The organism is Microbacterium sp. Kw_RZR3 (assembly GCF_029222405.1).
Lineage (GTDB): Bacteria > Actinomycetota > Actinomycetes > Actinomycetales > Microbacteriaceae > Microbacterium.
In genome coordinates this window covers 1-18,207 of record NZ_JARHXC010000129.1, presented here as the reverse complement: position 1 = coordinate 18,207, position 18,207 = coordinate 1, and the positions used below count along the sequence as shown (strand labels likewise).

General features: G+C 69.0%; 15 protein-coding genes. 11 read left to right on the top strand and 4 right to left on the bottom strand.

Features of this window, described 5'->3' with window-relative positions:
* The 4 genes from P2P98_RS06960 to P2P98_RS06945 all read left to right on the top strand — a co-directional run.
* Positions 1-784, top strand: a 784-nt coding sequence (locus P2P98_RS06960) for a glycosyltransferase (protein WP_275798460.1), incomplete at its 5' end; no start/stop codon positions are given.
* 57 nt (positions 785-841) lie between these two features.
* Positions 842-2,068: a glycosyltransferase family 9 protein gene (locus P2P98_RS06955; protein WP_275798458.1), complete on the top strand. Its 1,227-nt coding sequence runs from the start codon at positions 842-844 to the stop codon at positions 2,066-2,068.
* A gap of 74 nt (positions 2,069-2,142) precedes the next feature.
* Positions 2,143-3,627, top strand: a complete 1,485-nt coding sequence (gene rfaE2 / locus P2P98_RS06950; protein ID WP_275798456.1) for a D-glycero-beta-D-manno-heptose 1-phosphate adenylyltransferase — start codon at positions 2,143-2,145, stop codon at positions 3,625-3,627.
* A 29-nt stretch (positions 3,628-3,656) separates the two neighbouring features.
* The gene (locus tag P2P98_RS06945; protein WP_275798455.1) at positions 3,657-4,238 is read left to right on the top strand and encodes an SIS domain-containing protein; all 582 of its coding nucleotides are present in this window, start codon (positions 3,657-3,659) and stop codon (positions 4,236-4,238) included.
* Here P2P98_RS06945 and P2P98_RS06940 read toward each other — a convergent pair.
* A complete protein-coding gene (locus P2P98_RS06940; RefSeq protein ID WP_275798453.1) occupies positions 4,223-4,828 on the bottom strand; it encodes an HAD family hydrolase in 606 nt (201 codons plus the stop codon). The two genes, P2P98_RS06945 and P2P98_RS06940, sit on opposite strands and share 16 nt — an antisense overlap.
* A 58-nt stretch (positions 4,829-4,886) precedes the next feature.
* Between P2P98_RS06940 and P2P98_RS06935 the strand changes: the two genes are divergently transcribed.
* The 7 genes from P2P98_RS06935 to P2P98_RS06905 all read left to right on the top strand — a co-directional run bounded on the left by P2P98_RS06935 (position 4,887) and on the right by P2P98_RS06905 (position 14,349).
* Positions 4,887-7,349, top strand: coding sequence for a hypothetical protein (locus P2P98_RS06935; protein ID WP_275798451.1), 2,463 nt, complete (start codon positions 4,887-4,889; stop codon positions 7,347-7,349).
* 69 nt (positions 7,350-7,418) lie between these two features.
* Entirely contained in the window at positions 7,419-7,961 is a 543-nt protein-coding gene (locus tag P2P98_RS06930; protein ID WP_275798449.1) for a hypothetical protein, read from the top strand.
* The gene (locus tag P2P98_RS06925; RefSeq protein ID WP_275798448.1) at positions 7,958-10,639 is read left to right on the top strand and encodes a hypothetical protein; all 2,682 of its coding nucleotides are present in this window, start codon (positions 7,958-7,960) and stop codon (positions 10,637-10,639) included. The genes P2P98_RS06930 and P2P98_RS06925 overlap by 4 nt, the downstream gene beginning before the upstream one ends.
* A 210-nt stretch (positions 10,640-10,849) precedes the next feature.
* Positions 10,850-11,116, top strand: coding sequence for a hypothetical protein (locus P2P98_RS06920; protein WP_275798446.1), 267 nt, complete (start codon positions 10,850-10,852; stop codon positions 11,114-11,116).
* Positions 11,113-12,237, top strand: a complete 1,125-nt coding sequence (locus P2P98_RS06915) for a glycosyltransferase (protein ID WP_275798444.1) — start codon at positions 11,113-11,115, stop codon at positions 12,235-12,237. Before P2P98_RS06920 ends, P2P98_RS06915 begins: the two co-directional genes overlap by 4 nt.
* Positions 12,234-13,469, top strand: a complete 1,236-nt coding sequence (locus P2P98_RS06910; protein WP_275798442.1) for an acyltransferase — start codon at positions 12,234-12,236, stop codon at positions 13,467-13,469. The genes P2P98_RS06915 and P2P98_RS06910 overlap by 4 nt, the downstream gene beginning before the upstream one ends.
* Before the next feature lie 16 nt (positions 13,470-13,485).
* On the top strand, positions 13,486-14,349 hold the full coding sequence (locus P2P98_RS06905) for an NAD-dependent epimerase/dehydratase family protein (RefSeq protein ID WP_275798440.1): 864 nt from the start codon (positions 13,486-13,488) through the stop codon (positions 14,347-14,349).
* A gap of 229 nt (positions 14,350-14,578) precedes the next feature.
* On the opposite strand, the gene P2P98_RS06900 is transcribed toward P2P98_RS06905, so the two are convergent.
* From P2P98_RS06900 to P2P98_RS06890, 3 genes are all read right to left on the bottom strand, one after another.
* On the bottom strand, positions 14,579-15,808 hold the full coding sequence (locus P2P98_RS06900) for an ABC transporter ATP-binding protein (RefSeq protein ID WP_275798439.1): 1,230 nt from the start codon (positions 15,806-15,808) through the stop codon (positions 14,579-14,581).
* A gap of 4 nt (positions 15,809-15,812) precedes the next feature.
* Positions 15,813-16,724 carry an ABC transporter permease gene (locus tag P2P98_RS06895; protein WP_275798437.1) on the bottom strand — a complete coding sequence of 304 codons (912 nt, stop codon included), beginning with the start codon at positions 16,722-16,724 and terminating at the stop codon, positions 15,813-15,815.
* 69 nt (positions 16,725-16,793) lie between these two features.
* Positions 16,794-18,203 carry a bifunctional dTDP-4-dehydrorhamnose 3,5-epimerase family protein/NAD(P)-dependent oxidoreductase gene (locus P2P98_RS06890; protein ID WP_275798462.1) on the bottom strand — a complete coding sequence of 470 codons (1,410 nt, stop codon included), beginning with the start codon at positions 18,201-18,203 and terminating at the stop codon, positions 16,794-16,796.
* Positions 18,204-18,207 lie beyond the last annotated feature (4 nt).

The following is an 18,207-nucleotide window of genomic DNA, read 5'->3' as shown; positions in this document are numbered from 1 at the left end:
CTACGCCGCGCGGTCCCGCCCCACGACGTACCTCGATGACGTCAACGTCGCCGTGCGCGGAATGGATCGCATCGACGCGGTCGAGCCCGGGATCAACCTCCTCTGGATCATCAGCCACCCCGAGCAGATCACGCGCGACGAGCTCTCCGCGTTCGACGGCGTCTTCGCCGCCTCGACCGGCTGGGCGCGCAGGACGACGGCGCGCTGGGGCATCGACGTGCAGCCGTTGCTCGAGGCCACCGACACCGATGTGTTCCGTCCGCAGGGCGTCGAGCGCACCGACGAGATCGTCTTCGTCGGCAAAGCTCGCGGCGTGGCGCGGCCGAGCGTCGTCGCCCCCCTCCGCGCCGGGATCCCGGTCCGCGTCTACGGCCCCGATTGGCGGACCTTCATCCCCCACGCGGCCATCGCCGCCCCGAGCATGCCCCACGCGGACCTGCCACGGCGGTACGAATCGGCATCCGTCGTGCTCAACGACCAGTTCCCGTCGATGCGGCGCGAGGGGTTCATCGCGATCCGCCCGTTCGATGTCGTGGCGATGGGCGGTCGAGTGATCTCCGAGGAGGTCGACGGAATCGAGGAGATCTTCGGCGGGGCCGTGGTCGTCTACCGCGACGAGGCGCACCTCGTCGAGCTCCTCCGGGCGGACCCCGATGAGATCTTCCCGGACGCCGAGCACCTGGCCCAGATCGCGGCTCGGGTGCGCGCCGAGCACTCCTTCGACGCTCGCGCCGCGGTTCTCGACGCGGCGGCCCGCAGCGCTCGCGCACGCCGACCCGCGTGACCGCTGCGGTGAGCGGCGCACAGGGAGTGCGCGATGCGGCCCTCTAAGCTCGATCCCGTGCGTTCACTCCTCCGCCGGGCCGTCTGGCAGATCAACGCGATCCGTCACCGCGATCCCCTCTCTCCCGCCGCCTTCGCCCGCCTCTTCGGAGCTCGTCGTCGGCGCCCGTGGGATCCGACGGTCCGCCCTCGTCGCATCGTCGTTCTGCGCAGCGACGAGATCGGCGACACCAGCACCACGCTGGCCCTCTTCGCCGCCATCCGCGCCCATTGGCCCGAAGCGACCGTCCACTTCGTGCTCAAGCCCGGACCGGCCACGATGTTCCACGCGACGCCGACCGTCGATCGCGTCATCGAATGGACGCCGGTGACGGAGGGGTCGGCGCTCAAGCGCCAGATCCTCACGGCACGGCAGGGGCTCCGCCGCTTCGGCCTCCGGGGGTACGACCTCGCGATCCTGCCGCGGTGGGACTTCGACGACACCCCGGTCCGGTATCTGGCTGTCGCGTCGCGCGCGCGCTCGGTCGTCGGCTTCGCTCCGGTCCCCGAGCGCGAGCCGGAGTGGTTCGGCCCGCAGGACAAGCTGCTCACCGACGTCATCTCGCGCGGCACGACGCCGCGCCTCACGGTCGGGCAGCTGCGACGCGTCGCCGAGTACCTCGGCCTCCCCTGGGAGGATCACCGTCTCCCGCCCGTCGGCCGAGGCCTCTTCGATGACGCCGATCTGCGCGCGGCGACCGCCAAGGCGGGCCTCGGAGACACCGAAGGAATCGTGGTCGGCCTGGGCATCGGTGCGCGCGATGCGAAGCGTCAGTGGCCCGTCGAGGATCTCGCCGACGTGATGCAGACGCTCTCCGCCGAGCGTCCCGTCGCGGTCCAGATCCTGGGCGGGGGCGTCGACACCGCCCGCGCCCGAGAACTCGTCGCCCTGCTCGAAGCCCGCGGCATCCGAGCCGTCGATCTGGCCGGGAAGCTCAGCCTGAGCGAGAGCGCAGCCGCCATCTCGCGGTGCGATGTGTTCCTGGGCAACGACTCGGGCCTGCAGCACATCTCGAGCAGCCTCGAGGTCCCGACGGTCGTCGTGACCTGCCACCCCGCGACCGGCTCGCCCTGGAGCGACAACGCCCCGGAGCGCTTCGGTCCGTGGTCGGCGCGCAGCGCGATGCTCCAGCCCTCGCACCCGGCGGAGGGGTGCGTCGACGAGTGCGTCGCGCGCGAGCCCCACTGCATCCGTGCGGTGCGTTCCGACGAGGTCGCCGCGGCCGTCGAGGGGCTCCTCCGGTAACCCACCGGCTCCGTCCGTTACGCTCGTTCGGTCCGGCCGACCGCCGGTTCGCTCGCCCCACGTCTGGAAGTCAAATGTCCGCATTGCCCCCGATCACTCCGCAGCACGTCCTCGGCTTCGAGGGCGCTCGGGTGGTCGTGATCGGCGACGCCATGCTCGACCGCTACGTCGCGGGAGCCGTCGACCGCATCTCGCCGGAGGCGCCCATCCCGGTCCTTCGCGTCCGGCAGGATCGCAGCGTCGCGGGCGGAGCGGCCAATGCCGCCATGAACATCGCCGCTCTCGGCACCCAGACCACCCTCGTGGCCGCGTGGGCCGATGACGAGGCCGGGCGCGAGCTCGAGCGGCTGCTCTCCGGCACCGGCGTCGTCACGACGCCCATTCGGCGCGGCACCGCCCCGACCATCGAGAAGCTGCGCGTCGTCGCCGGGATGCAGCAGATCGTCCGCGTGGACCGTGAAGACCTCACCCCTCTGGATGCCGACGGCGTCGACGCCGCCTTCGAGGCTGTCCGCGCGGCCGTCGGCGATTCTCCGTCCCGCACGGCCATCGTCGTGTCCGACTACGCGAAGGGCATGCTCGGCGACGACCTCGTCGCGCGGGTGATCGAGCTGGCGAAAGGGCTGGGCATCCCGGTCGTCGTCGACCCGAAGTCCACGGACATCCGCAAGTACCGCGGTGCGACGATCGTGAAGCCGAACTTCGCCGAGGCCCTGCAGATGTCCGGTCTGCGCGCCGACGCGCCCGACGACGAGACCCTCGACACGATCGCCGAGCGGCTGCTCATCGACGGCGTCGAGTCGCTCGCGATCTCGCTCTCCGCTGTCGGAGTGGAGGTCATCGAGGCGACCGCCCGCACGCGCATCCCGACACGCGCCCGTCTCGTGGCGGACGTCTCGGGCGCAGGGGACTCCATGATCGCCGGAATCGCCGCGGGGCTCGCGGCCGGCCTCACCACGCTGCAGGCCGTGCAGGTGGGCAACATGGCCGCCGGCATCGCCTGCGGGCGGCCCGGCACCGCGGTCGTCTCCCGCGCCGACCTGCTGAACGAGTTGCTCGTGGAATCCTCGCCCGAGGACCGCCCGGGAACGATCGAGGACTGGGACGAGCTCGCGCAACTCGTCGCCGTCGAGAAGGACGCCGGGAAGACTGTCGTCTTCGCCAACGGTGTGTTCGACCTCCTGCACGCGGGTCACGTCGCGCTCCTGCGCGAGGCGCGCTCGCTGGGCGACGTCCTGGTGGTGGGTGTGAACTCCGACGAGTCCACGGCCCGTCTGAAGGGGCCGACGCGCCCCCTCCAGCCCCAGGCGGACCGCATGAGCGTTCTCGAGGCGGTGCGCTACGTGGACTTCGTCACCGTCTTCGGTGAGGACACTCCGCGCGAGCTGATCCGCGCCATCCGCCCCGACGTCATCGTCAAGGGCTCGGACTACCGCCCCGACCAGGTCGTCGGCGGAGAAGATGCCAAGGCCTGGGGCGGACGCGTCCACATCGTCAATCTGCTCGACGGCGTGTCCACCACGCGCCTGTCGCAGGGTCAGCAGGTCCGCCGCGGCTGAACCGCGACGGATCGGAGGAAGGGAACAAGATGGGTGTTCTTCAGGAGAACCTGCTCGAGAACGCGCAGCGCATGGCGGCGCTCGCCGAAGACGCCGCCTTCGGTGCCGCCTTCGATCGGGCCGCAGATGCCATGATCACGTCGTTGCGACAGGGGGGAACCCTCCTCGCCTGCGGCAACGGCGGGTCGATGACGAACGCTCAGCACTTCGCCGAAGAGCTGACCGGTCGCTTCCGCGGCAACCGTCCTCCTCTGCGGGCCATGGCGATCTCGGATCCCTCGCACCTCACGTGCGTGGCGAACGACTACGGCTACGAGTTCGTGTTCTCGAAGTTCGTGGAGGCCTTCGCGCGCCCGGGTGATGTTCTCCTCGCGCTCTCCACGAGCGGCAAGAGCCCGAACGTCCTGCGCGCGGCGGAGGCCATGAAGGCCGCCGGCGGCATCGTCGTGGCGTCGTCGGCGACCGCGGAGTCTCCGCTCGGACAGGTGGCCGACGTCACCATCGCACTCGGCCCGAGCCGCTGGGCCGACCGGGTGCAGGAGTCGGAGCTCGTCGTCATCCACTCGCTCATGCAGGCGATCGAAGACGGGTTCGGCTACTCCGCGGAGTGAGTCGCACTCTTCGCGACGAGGGGAGCGAGCGCCGCGGCGAAGGCTGCGAGGCTCGGGTAGGTCAGGTCGGCCGCGGGGTCGGCCTCGGTCGCGATGCGCACGGTGGCTCCGCCGCCGTTCGCCGCGGCGAGGCGACGCCCCATCTCCACGTCACCCGGCGTGTCACCCACCATCACCGAGAGGGACCCGTCGATCTCGGGGTGCTCCGCGAGGTCGTCCTGAGCCATCCCCGGGCGGGGCTTGCGGCACGGGCAGTCGTCGGCGTCGAGATGCGGGCAGTACCGGATGCCGTCCAGCCGACCGCCGGCCTCGACGATGCGGCGCCGCATCCGTTCGTGGAGTTCGGCGAGATCGGCCTCCGTCATCAGACCCTTGCCGATGCCCTGCTGGTTGGTGACCAGGACGACACGCGGAGCCCACCGCGCGAGGACGGGCAGCGCATCCAGGACGCCCGGTTCGAAGTGGAACTCGTCCCAGGTGCGGACATAACCGCCCATGATGCGGGTGTTCACGACACCGTCGCGGTCGAGGAAAAGAGTCCAGGAGCGACCGACCCGTTCGTCGACGAGGGGGGAGAGACGAGAATTCACCCGACGACGCTAGCAGTGGCGCGCGACGCGGACCGGGGTGTACCGCTACGTTGACCGCATGGCCTCACGGGTTCTCACGGGCGTCGCCGCCCTCGCCGTCGTTCTGACCTCGTTGACCGGCGCGACCGGGGTGGCGGCTCTCGAACCGCTCCCGACCGATTCCGCACCGGTCCAGGTGGCACCTTCGGAGGCGGACGCCTCTGCGACCGGCGAGCTCGTGGAGCTCTCCGACATGCCGGGCTCGGCCGGGTCGACGTTCTTCGTGCGTGACGAATCCGGCGATACCACGGCCGTCGGTGCGGACGTCGTCCAAGAGATCGGGGCCGTCGCCGGCGACAGGGTCGAGATCTCCGACGGCGAGCTCTCCGTGGTCTCCCCGATCGAGGAGGCGGCCGCGGGGCTGGCCCACACGGTCGATGTCGTGCTGGTGACCGTGCGCATGCCCGCCGCCGATGGCGGGCCCGCGTACGACGCCCGTCTCTCCGCGTCGGCGGACACCGTCGCTTCGTGGATCTCGTACGCCTCCGATCACCTGCGCCAGGCCAGCAACGGTCGCGTGGCATCCCTGGCCGTGGGTGCGCGTGCCGCGATCACCACGGCGGGAACCTGCCAGCTGGATCTCGCGGGCTCGTCCGGCGACCTGACCATCTGGAACGAGGCGGCTCGGGCCATCGCACCCGGGCGGAGCGCCGCGAGTTACGAGAACAGCGGAGGACGCCACCTCCTCGTGGTGTTCCCGGCCGACTGCGCGGGTGCCTGGCAGGGGTCGGTGGGGATCGCGAACGTCGGCGGCGGTCTCTCCTACGGCGGTAACATCGCGCTGCTCGATCAGGGTCAGGGTCAGCGTCAGGCTTTCCTGCACGAGTTCGGTCACAACCTGAGCCTCCGGCACGCCAACAACTACGCCTGTCTCCCGCTGCAGCGGCACTGGGAGGGGACGGACGGCTGCGGCTTCGCCGAGTACGCCGACATCTACGACCCGATGGGCGTCGTCGTCGACGGCGAGTACGACTCCCCGTTGTTCAACGCGGCGCACCGCGACGCGCTCGGCGGATACCCGGAGGGGAGTCTCGTGACGATCGAGCAGGATGCCTCGACTTCCGTCACGCTGCGCCCGGCCTCTTCGACCAGCGGCACCCTCGCGGTGAAGGTCCGGGACTCCAACGGGTGGGACTACTACCTCGATCTGCGCAACGGCCGCGGTTCGTACGAGAGCGGCGCGTACTACACCCGCGGCCGGGAGTGCGAGATCACGTGGGTGTGCACCCGGGACTACGGGGTTCGCATCACCCAACAGCAGTCCGCCGACACGACGTCGTACGCGGTCGCGAGCGCGCAGGACGACGGCGACGGGTACGCGCTCGTGAAGGGCGACTGGTTCTCGTCGTCCGAGGGGACGACCTGCGACATCTGGCTGTCCGTCGACGACATGTCGACCGACAGCGCCGGTCGCCCCACGTCGGCGACGGTGACCGTCCGCACCGGTGACAAGGCACCCGCGTGCGGGACCAGCCCCGACGGGGTCCACCCGTGGTTCCAGGCCAAATACAAAGAACTGGGCGGCGCCTCGGGTTCGCTCGGCAAGCCGGTCGCCCCCATGGTCTGCCAGTCCTCCGCGTGCTGGCAGGAGTTCGCCGGGGGCGTGCTGACCTCGGACGGTACCCAGATCGTGATGCTGTCCACCGCCTACGTGACCACGTGGTTGGCGAACGGCGGCCCGGACGGCGCGCTGGGTCTCGTCGCGGGCCCGGAGGCGTGCTTCGGAAGCTATTGCGCGACGCCGTTCTCCGGTGGGGCGATCACCTGGGTGCCCGGCCAGGGCGTCACCGCAGTGCCCGTACACCCCTGGTTCCAGGCGAAGTGGAAAGAGCTCGGCGGGATCACCGGGTCGATCGGAACGCCGACAGAGGCCATGCGATGCCAGTCGTCCGCGTGCTGGCAGCAGTTCACCGGCGGAGTCCTGACCTCGGACGGTCGTCAGATCGTGCGGCTCTCCTCGGACTACGTCGCGACCTGGACCGCCTGGGGAGGACCCGACGGCGACCTCGGGCTCGTGTCGGGTGGTGAGTCCTGCTTCGGGTCGTACTGCCAAGCGTCGTTCGTCGGGGGAGTCATCGTCTGGGTGCCGAACAGCGGGGTCTACCCCGTGGCGAAGAAGTGGTTCTACCCCGCGTGGATGGCGCGCGGCGGCGCGACCGGTTCCCTGGGCCTGCCTTCGGATGCCATGAAGTGCCAGTCCGCCGCGTGCTATCAGGTCTTCCAGAAGGGCACGCTGACCTCGTCGACAACCGGCATCCTCTCGCTCTCGTCGGCCTACGTGTCGATGTGGATCGGTGGTGGCGGTCCGGACGGTCAGCTCGGTTTGCTCACCGGGCCGGAGGTCTGCTCCGGTTCGTTCTGCCAGGTACCGTTCCAGCGGGGCTTGATGGTCTGGCGGCCCCAAACGGGCGTCCGCATCCTCGTCGGGGCGGAGGCCGACGAGTGGCGACGAACGCACCCGGTAGCGGCGCCCGCACGCTGACCGGGCGCCTTCACAGCGGAAAATGCGTGTCCGGGGGGCATTTTCTCTGTTAACGGTGATACTGGAGAGGTGAATGAACGTTCCGGTCGATCGCCGAGGATCTTCGGGCGGGTCCCCTCCCGCGCCCGCGGGCTGCAGGGTGCCCTCGTGGCGATCGCCCTTGTCGCGACGCTGACCGCCTGCGCGTCGCGCCCCGGCTCGTCCACCACCTCGACCCCGACGGCAGAGCCCACAACCACCGTCTCGGCATCTCCGTCACCCTCCACGACGCCGTCGCCGGAGGCGACGGACGAGGTCCAGCCCGAACCCGTGGCGCCCAGTTCCGGGCCGGCCCTGGTCACGATCGTCAACTATGGCGCGGACGGCCAGAACATCTCGGCGTCCGGTCTGGTTTCCGGACTCATCGAAGAAGGCGGTGTGTGCACGCTGACCGCCACATCGGCTACGGGGGCGATCATGACCGGATCCGTCGATGCGGTCGCGACGCCTGCGGCCGTCAACTGCGGCATCATCGACATCCCGGCGCCGGCGGGGGAGTGGAAGCTGGTGCTCGAGTACCGCTCCTCCGGGACGTCGGCGGCCTCCGAGCCCGTCACGGTCTCCCAGCCGTGACCTTCACCCCCGCCCGCGCGCGGTTCTCCTGGGCTCTCGCGGCGCTGGCGTCGTTCGCGTTGATTCTCGGAATCCTGCCCGTGCTCGCGCCCGCGGTGGCCCCGTCGGCGACGGCGGCGAATGCGAGTGACTTCCAAGACGGCTTCCTGATCTCCGACGACAACTTCTTCGACGCCGGATCGATGACGGCCTCCGACATCCAGAGCTTCCTCGACTCCAAGGTCACCTCATGCCGGGGCGACGAGGGGATGCCGTGCCTCAAGGACTATGTCGCCCAGTCGACGCCGGCGCTCGGCGCGGATTCGTACTGCCGCGCGTTCAGCGGGGGCACGATGAGCGCGGCCCAGCTGATCGCCGCGGTTTCGCAGGCGTGCGGGATCAGCCCCAAGGTGATCCTCGTGATGCTCCAGAAGGAGCAGGCGTTGGTCACCGATCCCGCGCCCTCCCCGTACCAGTACCGTGCGGCGCTCGGCCAGGGATGTCCCGACGGCGCAGCCTGCGACCCGAACTTCGCCGGCTTCTTCTACCAGGTGTACGGCGCGTCACGGCAGTTTCAGATCTACGTGAAGAACCCTCGCTGGTACAGCTATCAGCTGGGGTGGAACAACATCCTCTACCAAGCGACCCCGCCCGACAACGACCGCGTCTGCGGCACCAAACGCGTGAACATCCAGAACGACGCCACGCGCGCGCTGTACATCTACACCCCGTACACGCCGAATCAGGCGGCGCTCAACAACCTCTACGGCACGGGCGACTTCTGCTCGGCCTATGGGAATCGAAACTTCTGGCGCCTGTACACGGACTGGTTCGGCAGCCCGACGGCATCCCCGGTCTCCGGTGAGTACGCGCGTGTGTGGGCGTCCCTGGGTGGCGCGGGTGGTCTCCTGGGTTCGCCGACCTCCGTCGAGCAGTGTTTCGGCACCTACTGCCAGCAGTCGTTCCGCAACGGCACGATCTTCTGGTTCCCGGGTCGCGGGGTCTTCGGCGTACCGACGGTCATCGAGTCGATGTGGCGCAATCTCGGCTTCATCGACGGCAAGGTCGGTCGACCGACCGGAGTCGTGGTGTGTCAGAGCGACATGACCTGTACGCAGTCCTTCGACGGCGGGGTGATGGCGGCCGATCCGACCGGCGGGAACCTCGTCGGCCGACACGTCGAGAGTGTCTGGCCGTCCTCCGGCGGAATCGCGCTGGGCGCAGCCCGGGGTCCGGAGGTCTGCTCCAGCGGTTCCCAGTGCGCGCAGATGTTCGCCCACGGTGCGCTCTTCTCGGGCGGCTCCGCGACGGCGGTGACCGAGCCCATTTTCAGCGCCTGGGTCCAGGCCGGCGCCAGCGGCGGCTCGCTCGGTTTCCCGCGAAGCGACGCATCGTGCGTCTCCGCCGGGTGCACCCAACGTTTCGGAGGCGGACTCATCGCCTCGTCGGGCCGCGACAGCGCGCAGGTCGTGCCCGAACCCATCGCGACGAAGTACCTGCGCGCGGGCGGCCCCGCCGGCGTCGGTGGCCCCGCCGGACCGCAGACCTGCGATTCGTCTGGTGCGTGCAGTCAGCGTTTCGGCTCCGCGCGAATCGACACCTCGTCCGCGGGCACCTTTATCACGACGAAGTGGTTCTTCGATGCGTGGTCGGCGGCCGGCTTCGAGAAGGGACGTCTCGGTCGACCCCTCGCTGACATGTCCTGCATCCCCGCGACCTGCTACCAGCGTTTCACGGGCGGGACCCTGTCGGGATCGCCCGCGGGTGGGGTGCTCGCCGTGTATGGCGCGTATCGGGATCTCTGGTCGAAGTCCGGCGGGCCGGGGGGTTCGCTCGGCCTCCCGACCAGCTCGGAGTCCTGCAACGGGGTCAACTGCTCACAGTCCTTCCAGAAGGGCGTGATCGGGTGGACTCCGAAGTACGGTGCGGTCGCCGTGACGGGGCGCTACCTCGCGGCCTGGCAGGCGCAGGGTGCCGGAGACGGGCGACTGGGCGGACCGCGTTCGACCCCAACCTGCTCCGCCGGCATCTGCACCCAGGCGTTCCAGACCGGGGTGCTCACCACCGCCCCCTCCGGTGATCTCGTCGCCGTGGCGGGGGAGTACCAGAGCGTGTGGAACCGTGCGGGCGGAGCCAAGGGGCAATTGGGACGGCCTCAGAGCAACGAGTCGTGCAACGGTCGTAGCTGTTCGCAGGTGTTCCAGAACGGCGTGATCGTGTGGACCCCTGGTTCACGGGCCGTGATCGTGTCGGGCTGGTTCCTGGCTCCGTGGCAAGCCGGTGGGTCCGAGAATGGCCGCCTCGGGGCGCCGACCGCCGCGATGGTCTGCCTCCCGGTGACCTGCTACCAGGCCTTCCAGGGCGGCACACTCACCGGGTCGCCGTCGGCCGGCATCCTCCCCGTCTACGGTGCCTACCGTGACGTGTGGATGAGTTCCGGCGGGCCCGCGGGAACGCTCGGGCTGCCGACCCGGGTGGAGTCGTGCTTTGGCTCGTACTGCCGTCTGCCGTTCGAACGCGGGACCATCATCTGGCGCCCGTCTGCGGGCGCCCTGGCGATCACACCCCCTGTCTTCGCGACCTGGGACGCCGCAGGGGGAGTGACGGGCCGCTACGGCCTGCCTCTTGCTCCGGCGGTGAAGAGCGGCGGCAAGGTCACTCAGAAGTTCGAACGGGGCACCGTATCGGTCGCCGGGTGAAGTTCGCCCGCGATCGCGGCCGTCGCCAGGGGGCGCTCACGTAGGGATGCTAATCTACGACCCGATGTGGAAGACGGAGTCTCTCCCCTCCACCGCCGTTTTCCGGCAGGCCCACCCCGAGTGTTTCCGGCCACCGAGTCGGCACACCCCTCACTGCGGCCCCGTGCCGCGCCGGGGGCGTGCCAAGAGAATTAGAAAGAGGTGTTGGCGATGGGGAAGAACCAGGAGCTGACCGCCGAGGCCGTTGGCGCGGTGTCGCTGGAGCGGGCATTGCAGGATGCCGAGATCGCCAATCGGCGCGTCATCGAGCTGACCCGTGGTCTGCTCGAGCGCGAGGAGCAGATCGCCAAGCTGCAGTTGGAGATCGTGTCCCTCAAGCAGCTCCTCGACCCCCGTCGCAAGATGGAGCACGTGTTCCGCAAGAATCACGCGCTCTACGTCGTGGCGCGCCGGGCGCGAAGGATGATGGGGCAGTGACCGCGGCGACGCCCCGGATCCTGCTCGCCGTCACCTTCTACAACGGTCGGGACTTCGCGCGGCGGACCTTCGAGTCGATCGCCCACCTCGATCGCGAGGGCTTCGACCTCGATGTGCTGGTCCTCGACGACTGCAGCCCTGAGCCCGGGTTCAGCGCGTACCTGGCCGAGCTCGCCGCAGAGTTCGGCGCCGTCTTCTACCGCTCTCCCCGCAACCAGGGGATTCCGCGCAACGTCAACCTCGGTCTCGCCACCGCGCAGCGGCTCGGGTACGACTACGTGATCATCTCCAACTCCGACGTCATCTACTCCCGCAACTCGGTGAAGGTGCTGCTCGATGTGGTGTCGGCCTCTCCTGCCGCTGCCTCGGTGACGGCGTGGTCGACCAACGTCGACCCGTACTCGCTCCCCAACGGCACCGAGCTGTACGTCGAGACCCCGGAGGTCGCCGATCTCATCGGCGAGGCTCTCTCGGACGAGTTCGCCTCCGAGGCGTTGGAGATCCCCGCGGGGATCTCGTTCGCGATGATCGTCCCCGTGTCGGTCCTTCCCACCGTCGGGCTCATGGACCCGGTCTTCGGCCGCGGATACGGCGAGGAGTCGGACTGGTCCGCCCGCGCGACGAGCGCGGGGTACCAGCACCTTCTCGCTCAGGGGGCGTTCGTCTATCACGCGGGTCGCGGGTCGACCCTCGCCGCCGGGGTGATCTCGCAGAGCGACATCGCCGACTGGAGCAACCAGCACATCGTCAACCACCGGTCGCCCATGTTCCGGTGGAGCGTCGACGGGTTCCTGCGTTCGGGAGTGCTCGAGAAGGCCCAGGTTCGTGCCGTCGCGGCGCTGGTCCTCGCCGCCGCCGCCCGCGGGGGCTACGCGGTCATCGATCCGACGATCGACTGGGAGGACCAGGACCCGAGCGTCGTCACCGTCGCCATCCGATCGCAGGCGTACGAGATGTGCACGGCGCACTGGAACGGTTTCACGGTCGAGATCGACACGGATTCCCTGGACGTGCTCGCTTCCATCCGCAACTTCTTCGCCGGTGCCGAGCCGGTGTACACCAACATCCCGGCCGCGACGTGGGAGGGTGCCGAGGAATTCGGCTATCCCCTCGGCGTGTGATCGCGGTGCGCAGTCTGGGAGAGGCGTTCGATCCGCGTCACAACTCCATCGGTTTCCTCCGATGGGCGATGGCCTTCATGGTCATCTTCAGCCACGCGGGCCCCGTCGCGGGGATCTTCGGGGGCGTCGACATCGGCGCGCAATGGGGGGCGGAGACCTCTCTCGGCGGCGTCGCCGTCACGGGGTTCTTCTTCCTCTCCGGGATGCTGATCACGCGGAGCATGGTCCGCTCGCGCTCGCCGTTCCGTTACCTCTGGCACCGCGTCGCCCGTATCTACCCGGCGTGGTTCCTGATCCTGGTCGTGACGGCGTTCATGCTGGCTCCTCTCGCCTGGCACCACTCCCAGGGCACGTTCCAGGGCTTCCTCTCCTTCCCCGACAACTCGCCGTGGGACTACGTCGCGAACAACTTCACCCTCATCCTGAACCAGTGGGCGATCGCGGGCACCGGCGGCAGCACCCACGCCGTCCAGGTCGGCTACAACACGTGGAACGGCTCCGCGTGGACGCTCATGTACGAGTTCGCGTGCTACCTCGGCATTCTGGCCCTGGGCCTCATCGGGGCGCTCCGTGCGCGCATCGTGGGAGCGATGGTCGCGGGCGGACTTCTCCTGCTCAGCACGTTCCAGGCGCTGCACGTCGGTGATCTCGGCTCCGTCATCCAGACGTTCTCTAATCCGCAGGTCCTACAGCTGGTCGCCCCCTTCGCCTTCGGCACTCTCGTTCAGCTCTACATCGAGAAGGTCCCGTTCGACGACCGGCTCGGCATCGCGATGCTGGTCATCGCGGCGCTGTGCTGGTGGCGCGGGGGCTGGTTCCTCTTCGGTCAGTACGCGTTCGCCTACGGGCTGATCTGGTTCGGCACCCGGGTGACGGCCCTGTCGCGTTGGGACCGCCACGCCGACCTCTCCTACGGCATCTACATCGCCGGATGGCCGGTCATGTTCCTCGCCGCGGAGTACGGCCTCCCCGAGCGGATCGGAGCCTTCGGCTACCTGCTCGTGGTGATCGTGGTGGTGCACGTCTACGCGTACCTCAGCTACATGCTGATCGAGAAGCCGGCGTTGGATCTGAAGAACTGGATGCCACGATGGCTGGCGCGCATCCGAGGAGTCGACCCGGTGGCACCGAGCGGGGGCGGTGCGGGCCTGCTGGTGCGGGCGCGCTTCCTTCCGCTCGTGCTTCTGCTGATCGTGACGACGGCGCTCGTCGTCATCGGCGTCGTACGGTAGAGCCCAGGAGGTCGTCGTGAACAAGATCGTCGTCATCACCGGTGCCGGTGGCTACGTGGGCCGACACGTCACGCGCGCGGTGGCCGCGCTCGGTTTCGAGGCCGTGGCGATCGTTCGCCAGCAGCGCGAGGGCGACCTCGGAGCGGAAGCCCGTGTCATCGAGGCCGACGTGCTCGACCCGTCGTTCGACATCTCGACCGTCGCCCCCGTCGAACGGATCGCCGCGGTGATCCATCTCGCGTGGCAGGACGGTTTCGTGCACAACGCCCCGTCGCACCTCGAGCGGCTGTCGGATCACTATCGGTTCCTCACCAGCCTGGTCGATGCCGGGGTGTCGCGCATCGCGGCGCTCGGGTCGATGCACGAGATCGGCTACTGGGAGGGCGCGGTGACGGCGGAGACGCCCACGAACCCCGTGACCCTCTACGGCATCGCGAAAGACGCACTGCGACGCTCCGCGACCCTCACCATCGGTGACCGCGCCCAGCTCGTGTGGCTCCGGGCGTACTACATCCTCGGAGATGACCGCCGTAACCGGTCGATCTTCGCCAAGCTCCTCGAAGCCGCCGATCGCGGTGACACGGTCTTCCCCTTCACGACCGGGCGCACCCTGTACGACTTCATCGACGTCGCCGAACTCGGTCGCCAGATCGCCGTCGCCGCGACGGAGGACGGCCTCACCGGCATCGTGAACGTCGCATCCGGCGAGCCGGAATCGCTCGCCAGCCGCGTGGAGCGTTTCATCTCCGAGAACGGTCTCGACGTCACGCTGCAGTACGGGGCGTTCCCCGATCGTCCCTACGACTCGCCGGGCATCTGGGGCGACGCGTCGACGATCACCGAGCTGATGGCGCGGTCGCCGTTCGCTCCGCGTGCGTGAGGCCGCGGCGCGCGTGAGGCCGCCGCGCGCGTGAGGCCGCTCCGCGTGGCGCAGTCAGGCGCGTGACACCGCCGCGCGTGGCGCCGTCGCGCACGTGAGGTCGCCGCGCGCCTGACACCGTCGCGCGGGCCGATGTGTGTCGCGGTCGCCGGGTACGTACGTCGATGTCTCATCCCGACACGCCCGCTGTGCCCGGGTTCGACCATCCGTACCGGGCCGCGGCGCGGAATCAGCGTCCCGAGGTCGCGGACCCCTCGACGTCGATGCGCATGTAGCCCGTGGCGCGGGGGTCGAACTCGACGTTGAACGAGGTCGCCTGCATGATGTTGTGCAGGTCATTGCCGTGGCCGTCGATGAGCGTCGCGTTGATGAAGTATTTCCCGCCGGCGAGCGGCGGATCTTTCAGCACGAACGACACGTCCGCGGACCCCGTCATCGGGTCGACGGGCGTCTTCAGCCAGTCGGTGCCGGTGACGAACATCTTGTGACCCATGTGGTCGTCGATCTGGACGCGGCATCCCCACTTGTCCAGGTGCGAGGACGAGAGCGTCAGATGGATCTCGAGGTCGTCACCGGGGTGGAGCGACTCGCCGGGATCGCGTCCCACGACCACGGCGCGCACGCTGTCGACCGATCCCTGGGGGCGCGGCGCACCCGGGTCGGCCGCGTCCCGCTCGGCGACCCGTCGTTCCTCGAGCAGATCGCGGAATCGAGCGACCGCGGTCGGGGGCGCGCCGTCGAAGAGCACTTCACCGTGGTGGAGGAGCACCGCCCGTCCGCAGAGCTCGACCACCTGGTCGAGCGAGTGCGTCACGAGGATGATCGTGCGCCCTTCCTTCTGGAAGTCGCGGATGCGGTCCATGCACTTGCGCTGGAACGCCTCGTCACCGACGGCGAGCACCTCGTCCACGAGAAGGACATCCGGATCGGTGTGCACGGCCACGGCGAAGGCGAGCCGCACGTACATGCCGGAGGAGTAGAACTTCACCTGGGTGTCGATGAAGTCGCCGATCGAGGCGAAAGCGACGATGTCGTCGAACTGTGCCTCGGTCTCCTCACGGCTGAGCCCGAGGACCGACGCGTTGAGGAACACGTTCTCACGGCCGGTGAGGTCGGGGTGGAAGCCCGCACCGAGTTCGAGCAGCGCCGCGAGGCGGCCACGTTCTTCGACGGTTCCCGAGGTGGGGTCGACGATGCCGCCGATGACCTTCAGAAGAGTGCTCTTGCCCGAGCCGTTGTGGCCGATCAGGCCGATCGTCTCGCCGGCGTAGATGTCGAGGTCGACATCGCGCAGCGCCCAGAACTCCTTCTTGTGGCGGCGCCCGGCACGACCGAGGGTGACCACGCGCTCCTTGATCGAGGAGTCCTTGCGGATCGTGAACTTCTTCGAGACACCGCGGATGCGCGCCACCTCGGGGCGCGGGGCATTCTCCGGGGGGAGGACGGGGGGAGTGGTCATGAGGTCACAGCTCCTGGGCGAAGTTGCCCTGCAGGCGGATGAAGACGCGGTGGCACACGAGCAGGAGCACGACGCCGATGACGCCGGCGATGCCCATGCGCATGAGGAGGTCGGCGGGCCACTCCGCGGTGTCGCCGGCGACCCAGAACGCGCGCTGGAAGCCGAGCACGGCGAGCGTGAGCGGGTTGTTGGTGTACACCTCGAGCACGATCGGCGACGGGATCAGCGTCTTGGCCATCTGCCACGAGTAGACGATCGGGCTCGCCCAGAACAGCAGCATCGTGATGACCTCGACGAGGTACTGCACGTCTCGGAGGTATACGTTGACCGCGCTGAAGAGAAGCGCGAACGCGGTGCCGTAGATCACGATGAGAATCACGGACGGGACCGCGTAGACCAGCTGAAGGTGGAACGGCGGCTTGGCGACGAGGAATGTCGCACCGATCAGGACGATCAGCTGGATGCAGAAGTTGAACAGGGCCGAGCCCACGCTCGAGAGCGGGAACACCTCGCGGGGGAGGTAGACCTTCTTGACCAGGCCCGCGTTGGTGAGCACCGATCCGGTTCCCCCGACGACGATCTCGGTGAAAAGACCGATCGCCGACAAGCCCGCGAACACGTAGACGGCGAAGTCGGGGATGCTCTTGGCCGCGCCGAGGAACTGCCCCATGACGACGAAGTACACCGCCAGCTGGATCAGCGGACGGATCAGCGACCAGAAGAAGCCGAGAGTGGAATCCTTGTACCGGGCCTTGAGATCACGGCGGACGAGAAGGCCCAGCATCTCGCGGTGGGAGAAGATCGCGCGGACCGCTCCCCACCATGCTCCGGTACCGCTGACGGCGCCGACCGGCTTCAGCGGGGTCGCCGCGAGCCGCTGCAGGCGAAGCGTAGCCTCTTCATTTGCGCGTGACATCGCCTTCGATCCTACCGTGCGGGTTCCTGAGAGCCGCCGGAGGCGGGACGGCAGACCGACGTCCGGGACTCAGCTCCGCACGGAGGAGAGGTACTCCGCCAGACGCTCCTGCCACGTGACCTCGAGGACGCTCGTCTCGAGCACGCTGTTCCGTGGCCGCGGCGAGATCGGAGCGGTCGATGCGGCATGGTACTCGTCGGTCGTGACACCTGCCACGCGGTCCGGATCGTGCCCCGTCAGCCGGAACACCTCGCGGGCGACGTCGTGCCACGCGGCCGGCTCCCCGACGCTCGTGACGTTGTGCACGCCGTAGGGGGCCCCGGACTCCACGAGATGGCGGACACTCGCCGCGATGTCGGTGGCGAACGTCAGCCGTCCGACCTGGTCGTTGACCACCCGCGGATCGATCCCGCGCTCGGCGAGGTCGACCATCGTGCGGACGAAGTTGTTGCCCTCGCCGATCACCCAACTGGTGCGCACGATGTAGTGTCGCGGAACCACGGAGACGATCGCGTCGCCGGCCGCCTTCGTCTGCGCGTAGACACCGAGGGGCGAGAGCGGGTCGGACTCGGTGTAGGGCGCGTCCTTCGTCCCGTCGAACACGTAGTCGCTCGAGATGTGGACGAGGGTGATGCCGTGTGCGGTGGCCACACGGCTCAGCGCGGCCACCGCGGTGACGTTGGCTTTCCAAGCCTCGACGCGACCTTCCGGCGTCTCCGCGGCATCGACCTTCGTGTAGGCGGCGGCGTTGATGATGGTGCGGTAGTCGCGCCAGCGGCGCGCGGCATCCAGGTCGGGGGAGGTCAGATCGAGATCGGCGCGGGAGGCGTACTCGATCCACGGTCGATCACCGAATTCCGCGCGCAACGCGCGCCCGAGCTGGCCGTCCGCCCCCGTGACGAGGATCTTGGCGGGCGGCATCGGCACGACCTCGTCGAGCCGCGGGTGCTGGAGGTCCTTCGCGCTGATCTCGACCGAGTCCAGCGGGATCGGCCACGCGATCGCAGCCGTCTCGTCCGCGAGGTTGAGGAACGTGTAGGTCGCGTCGGGCGACCAGTGGTCGTTGACGAGGTAGGTGTACGCGGTGTCGGGCTCCAGCGTCTGGTAGGAGTTGCCGACGCCGCGCGGGACGAAGATCGCCGTCGACGCGTCGAGCTCGGCGGTGAAGACCGCGCCGAAGGTGTCGCCCTCGCGCAGGTCGACCCAGGCCCCGAAGATCCGGCCCGTCGCGACCGAGACGTACTTGTCCCAGGGCTCGGCATGGATGCCACGGGTGGTGCCGACCGCATCGTTGAACGAGATGTTGTTCTGCACCGGACCGAAGTCGGGCAGATCGATCCCCGCGGCCCGCATCTTCTCGCGCTGCCAGTTCTCTTTGAACCATCCCCGCGCATCCCCGTGCACGGGGAGATCGAGGAGGATGAGCCCCGGGATCGGGGTCGTTCGCGCCGAGAGGGTCTTCCCGAACTCGATGGTCACCGCG

Bases quoted from the DNA above. Each gene is read 5' to 3' on its own strand.
- rfaE2 (WP_275798456.1), top strand. From the start codon at position 2,143: ATGTCCGCATTGCCCCCGATCACTCCGCAGCACGTCCTCGGCTTCGAG.
- P2P98_RS06935 (WP_275798451.1), top strand. From the start codon at position 4,887: ATGGCCTCACGGGTTCTCACGGGCGTCGCCGCCCTCGCCGTCGTTCTG.
- P2P98_RS06945 (WP_275798455.1), top strand. From the start codon at position 3,657: ATGGGTGTTCTTCAGGAGAACCTGCTCGAGAACGCGCAGCGCATGGCG.
- P2P98_RS06920 (WP_275798446.1), top strand. From the start codon at position 10,850: ATGGGGAAGAACCAGGAGCTGACCGCCGAGGCCGTTGGCGCGGTGTCG.
- P2P98_RS06900 (WP_275798439.1), bottom strand. From the start codon at position 15,808: ATGACCACTCCCCCCGTCCTCCCCCCGGAGAATGCCCCGCGCCCCGAG.
- P2P98_RS06895 (WP_275798437.1), bottom strand. From the start codon at position 16,724: ATGTCACGCGCAAATGAAGAGGCTACGCTTCGCCTGCAGCGGCTCGCG.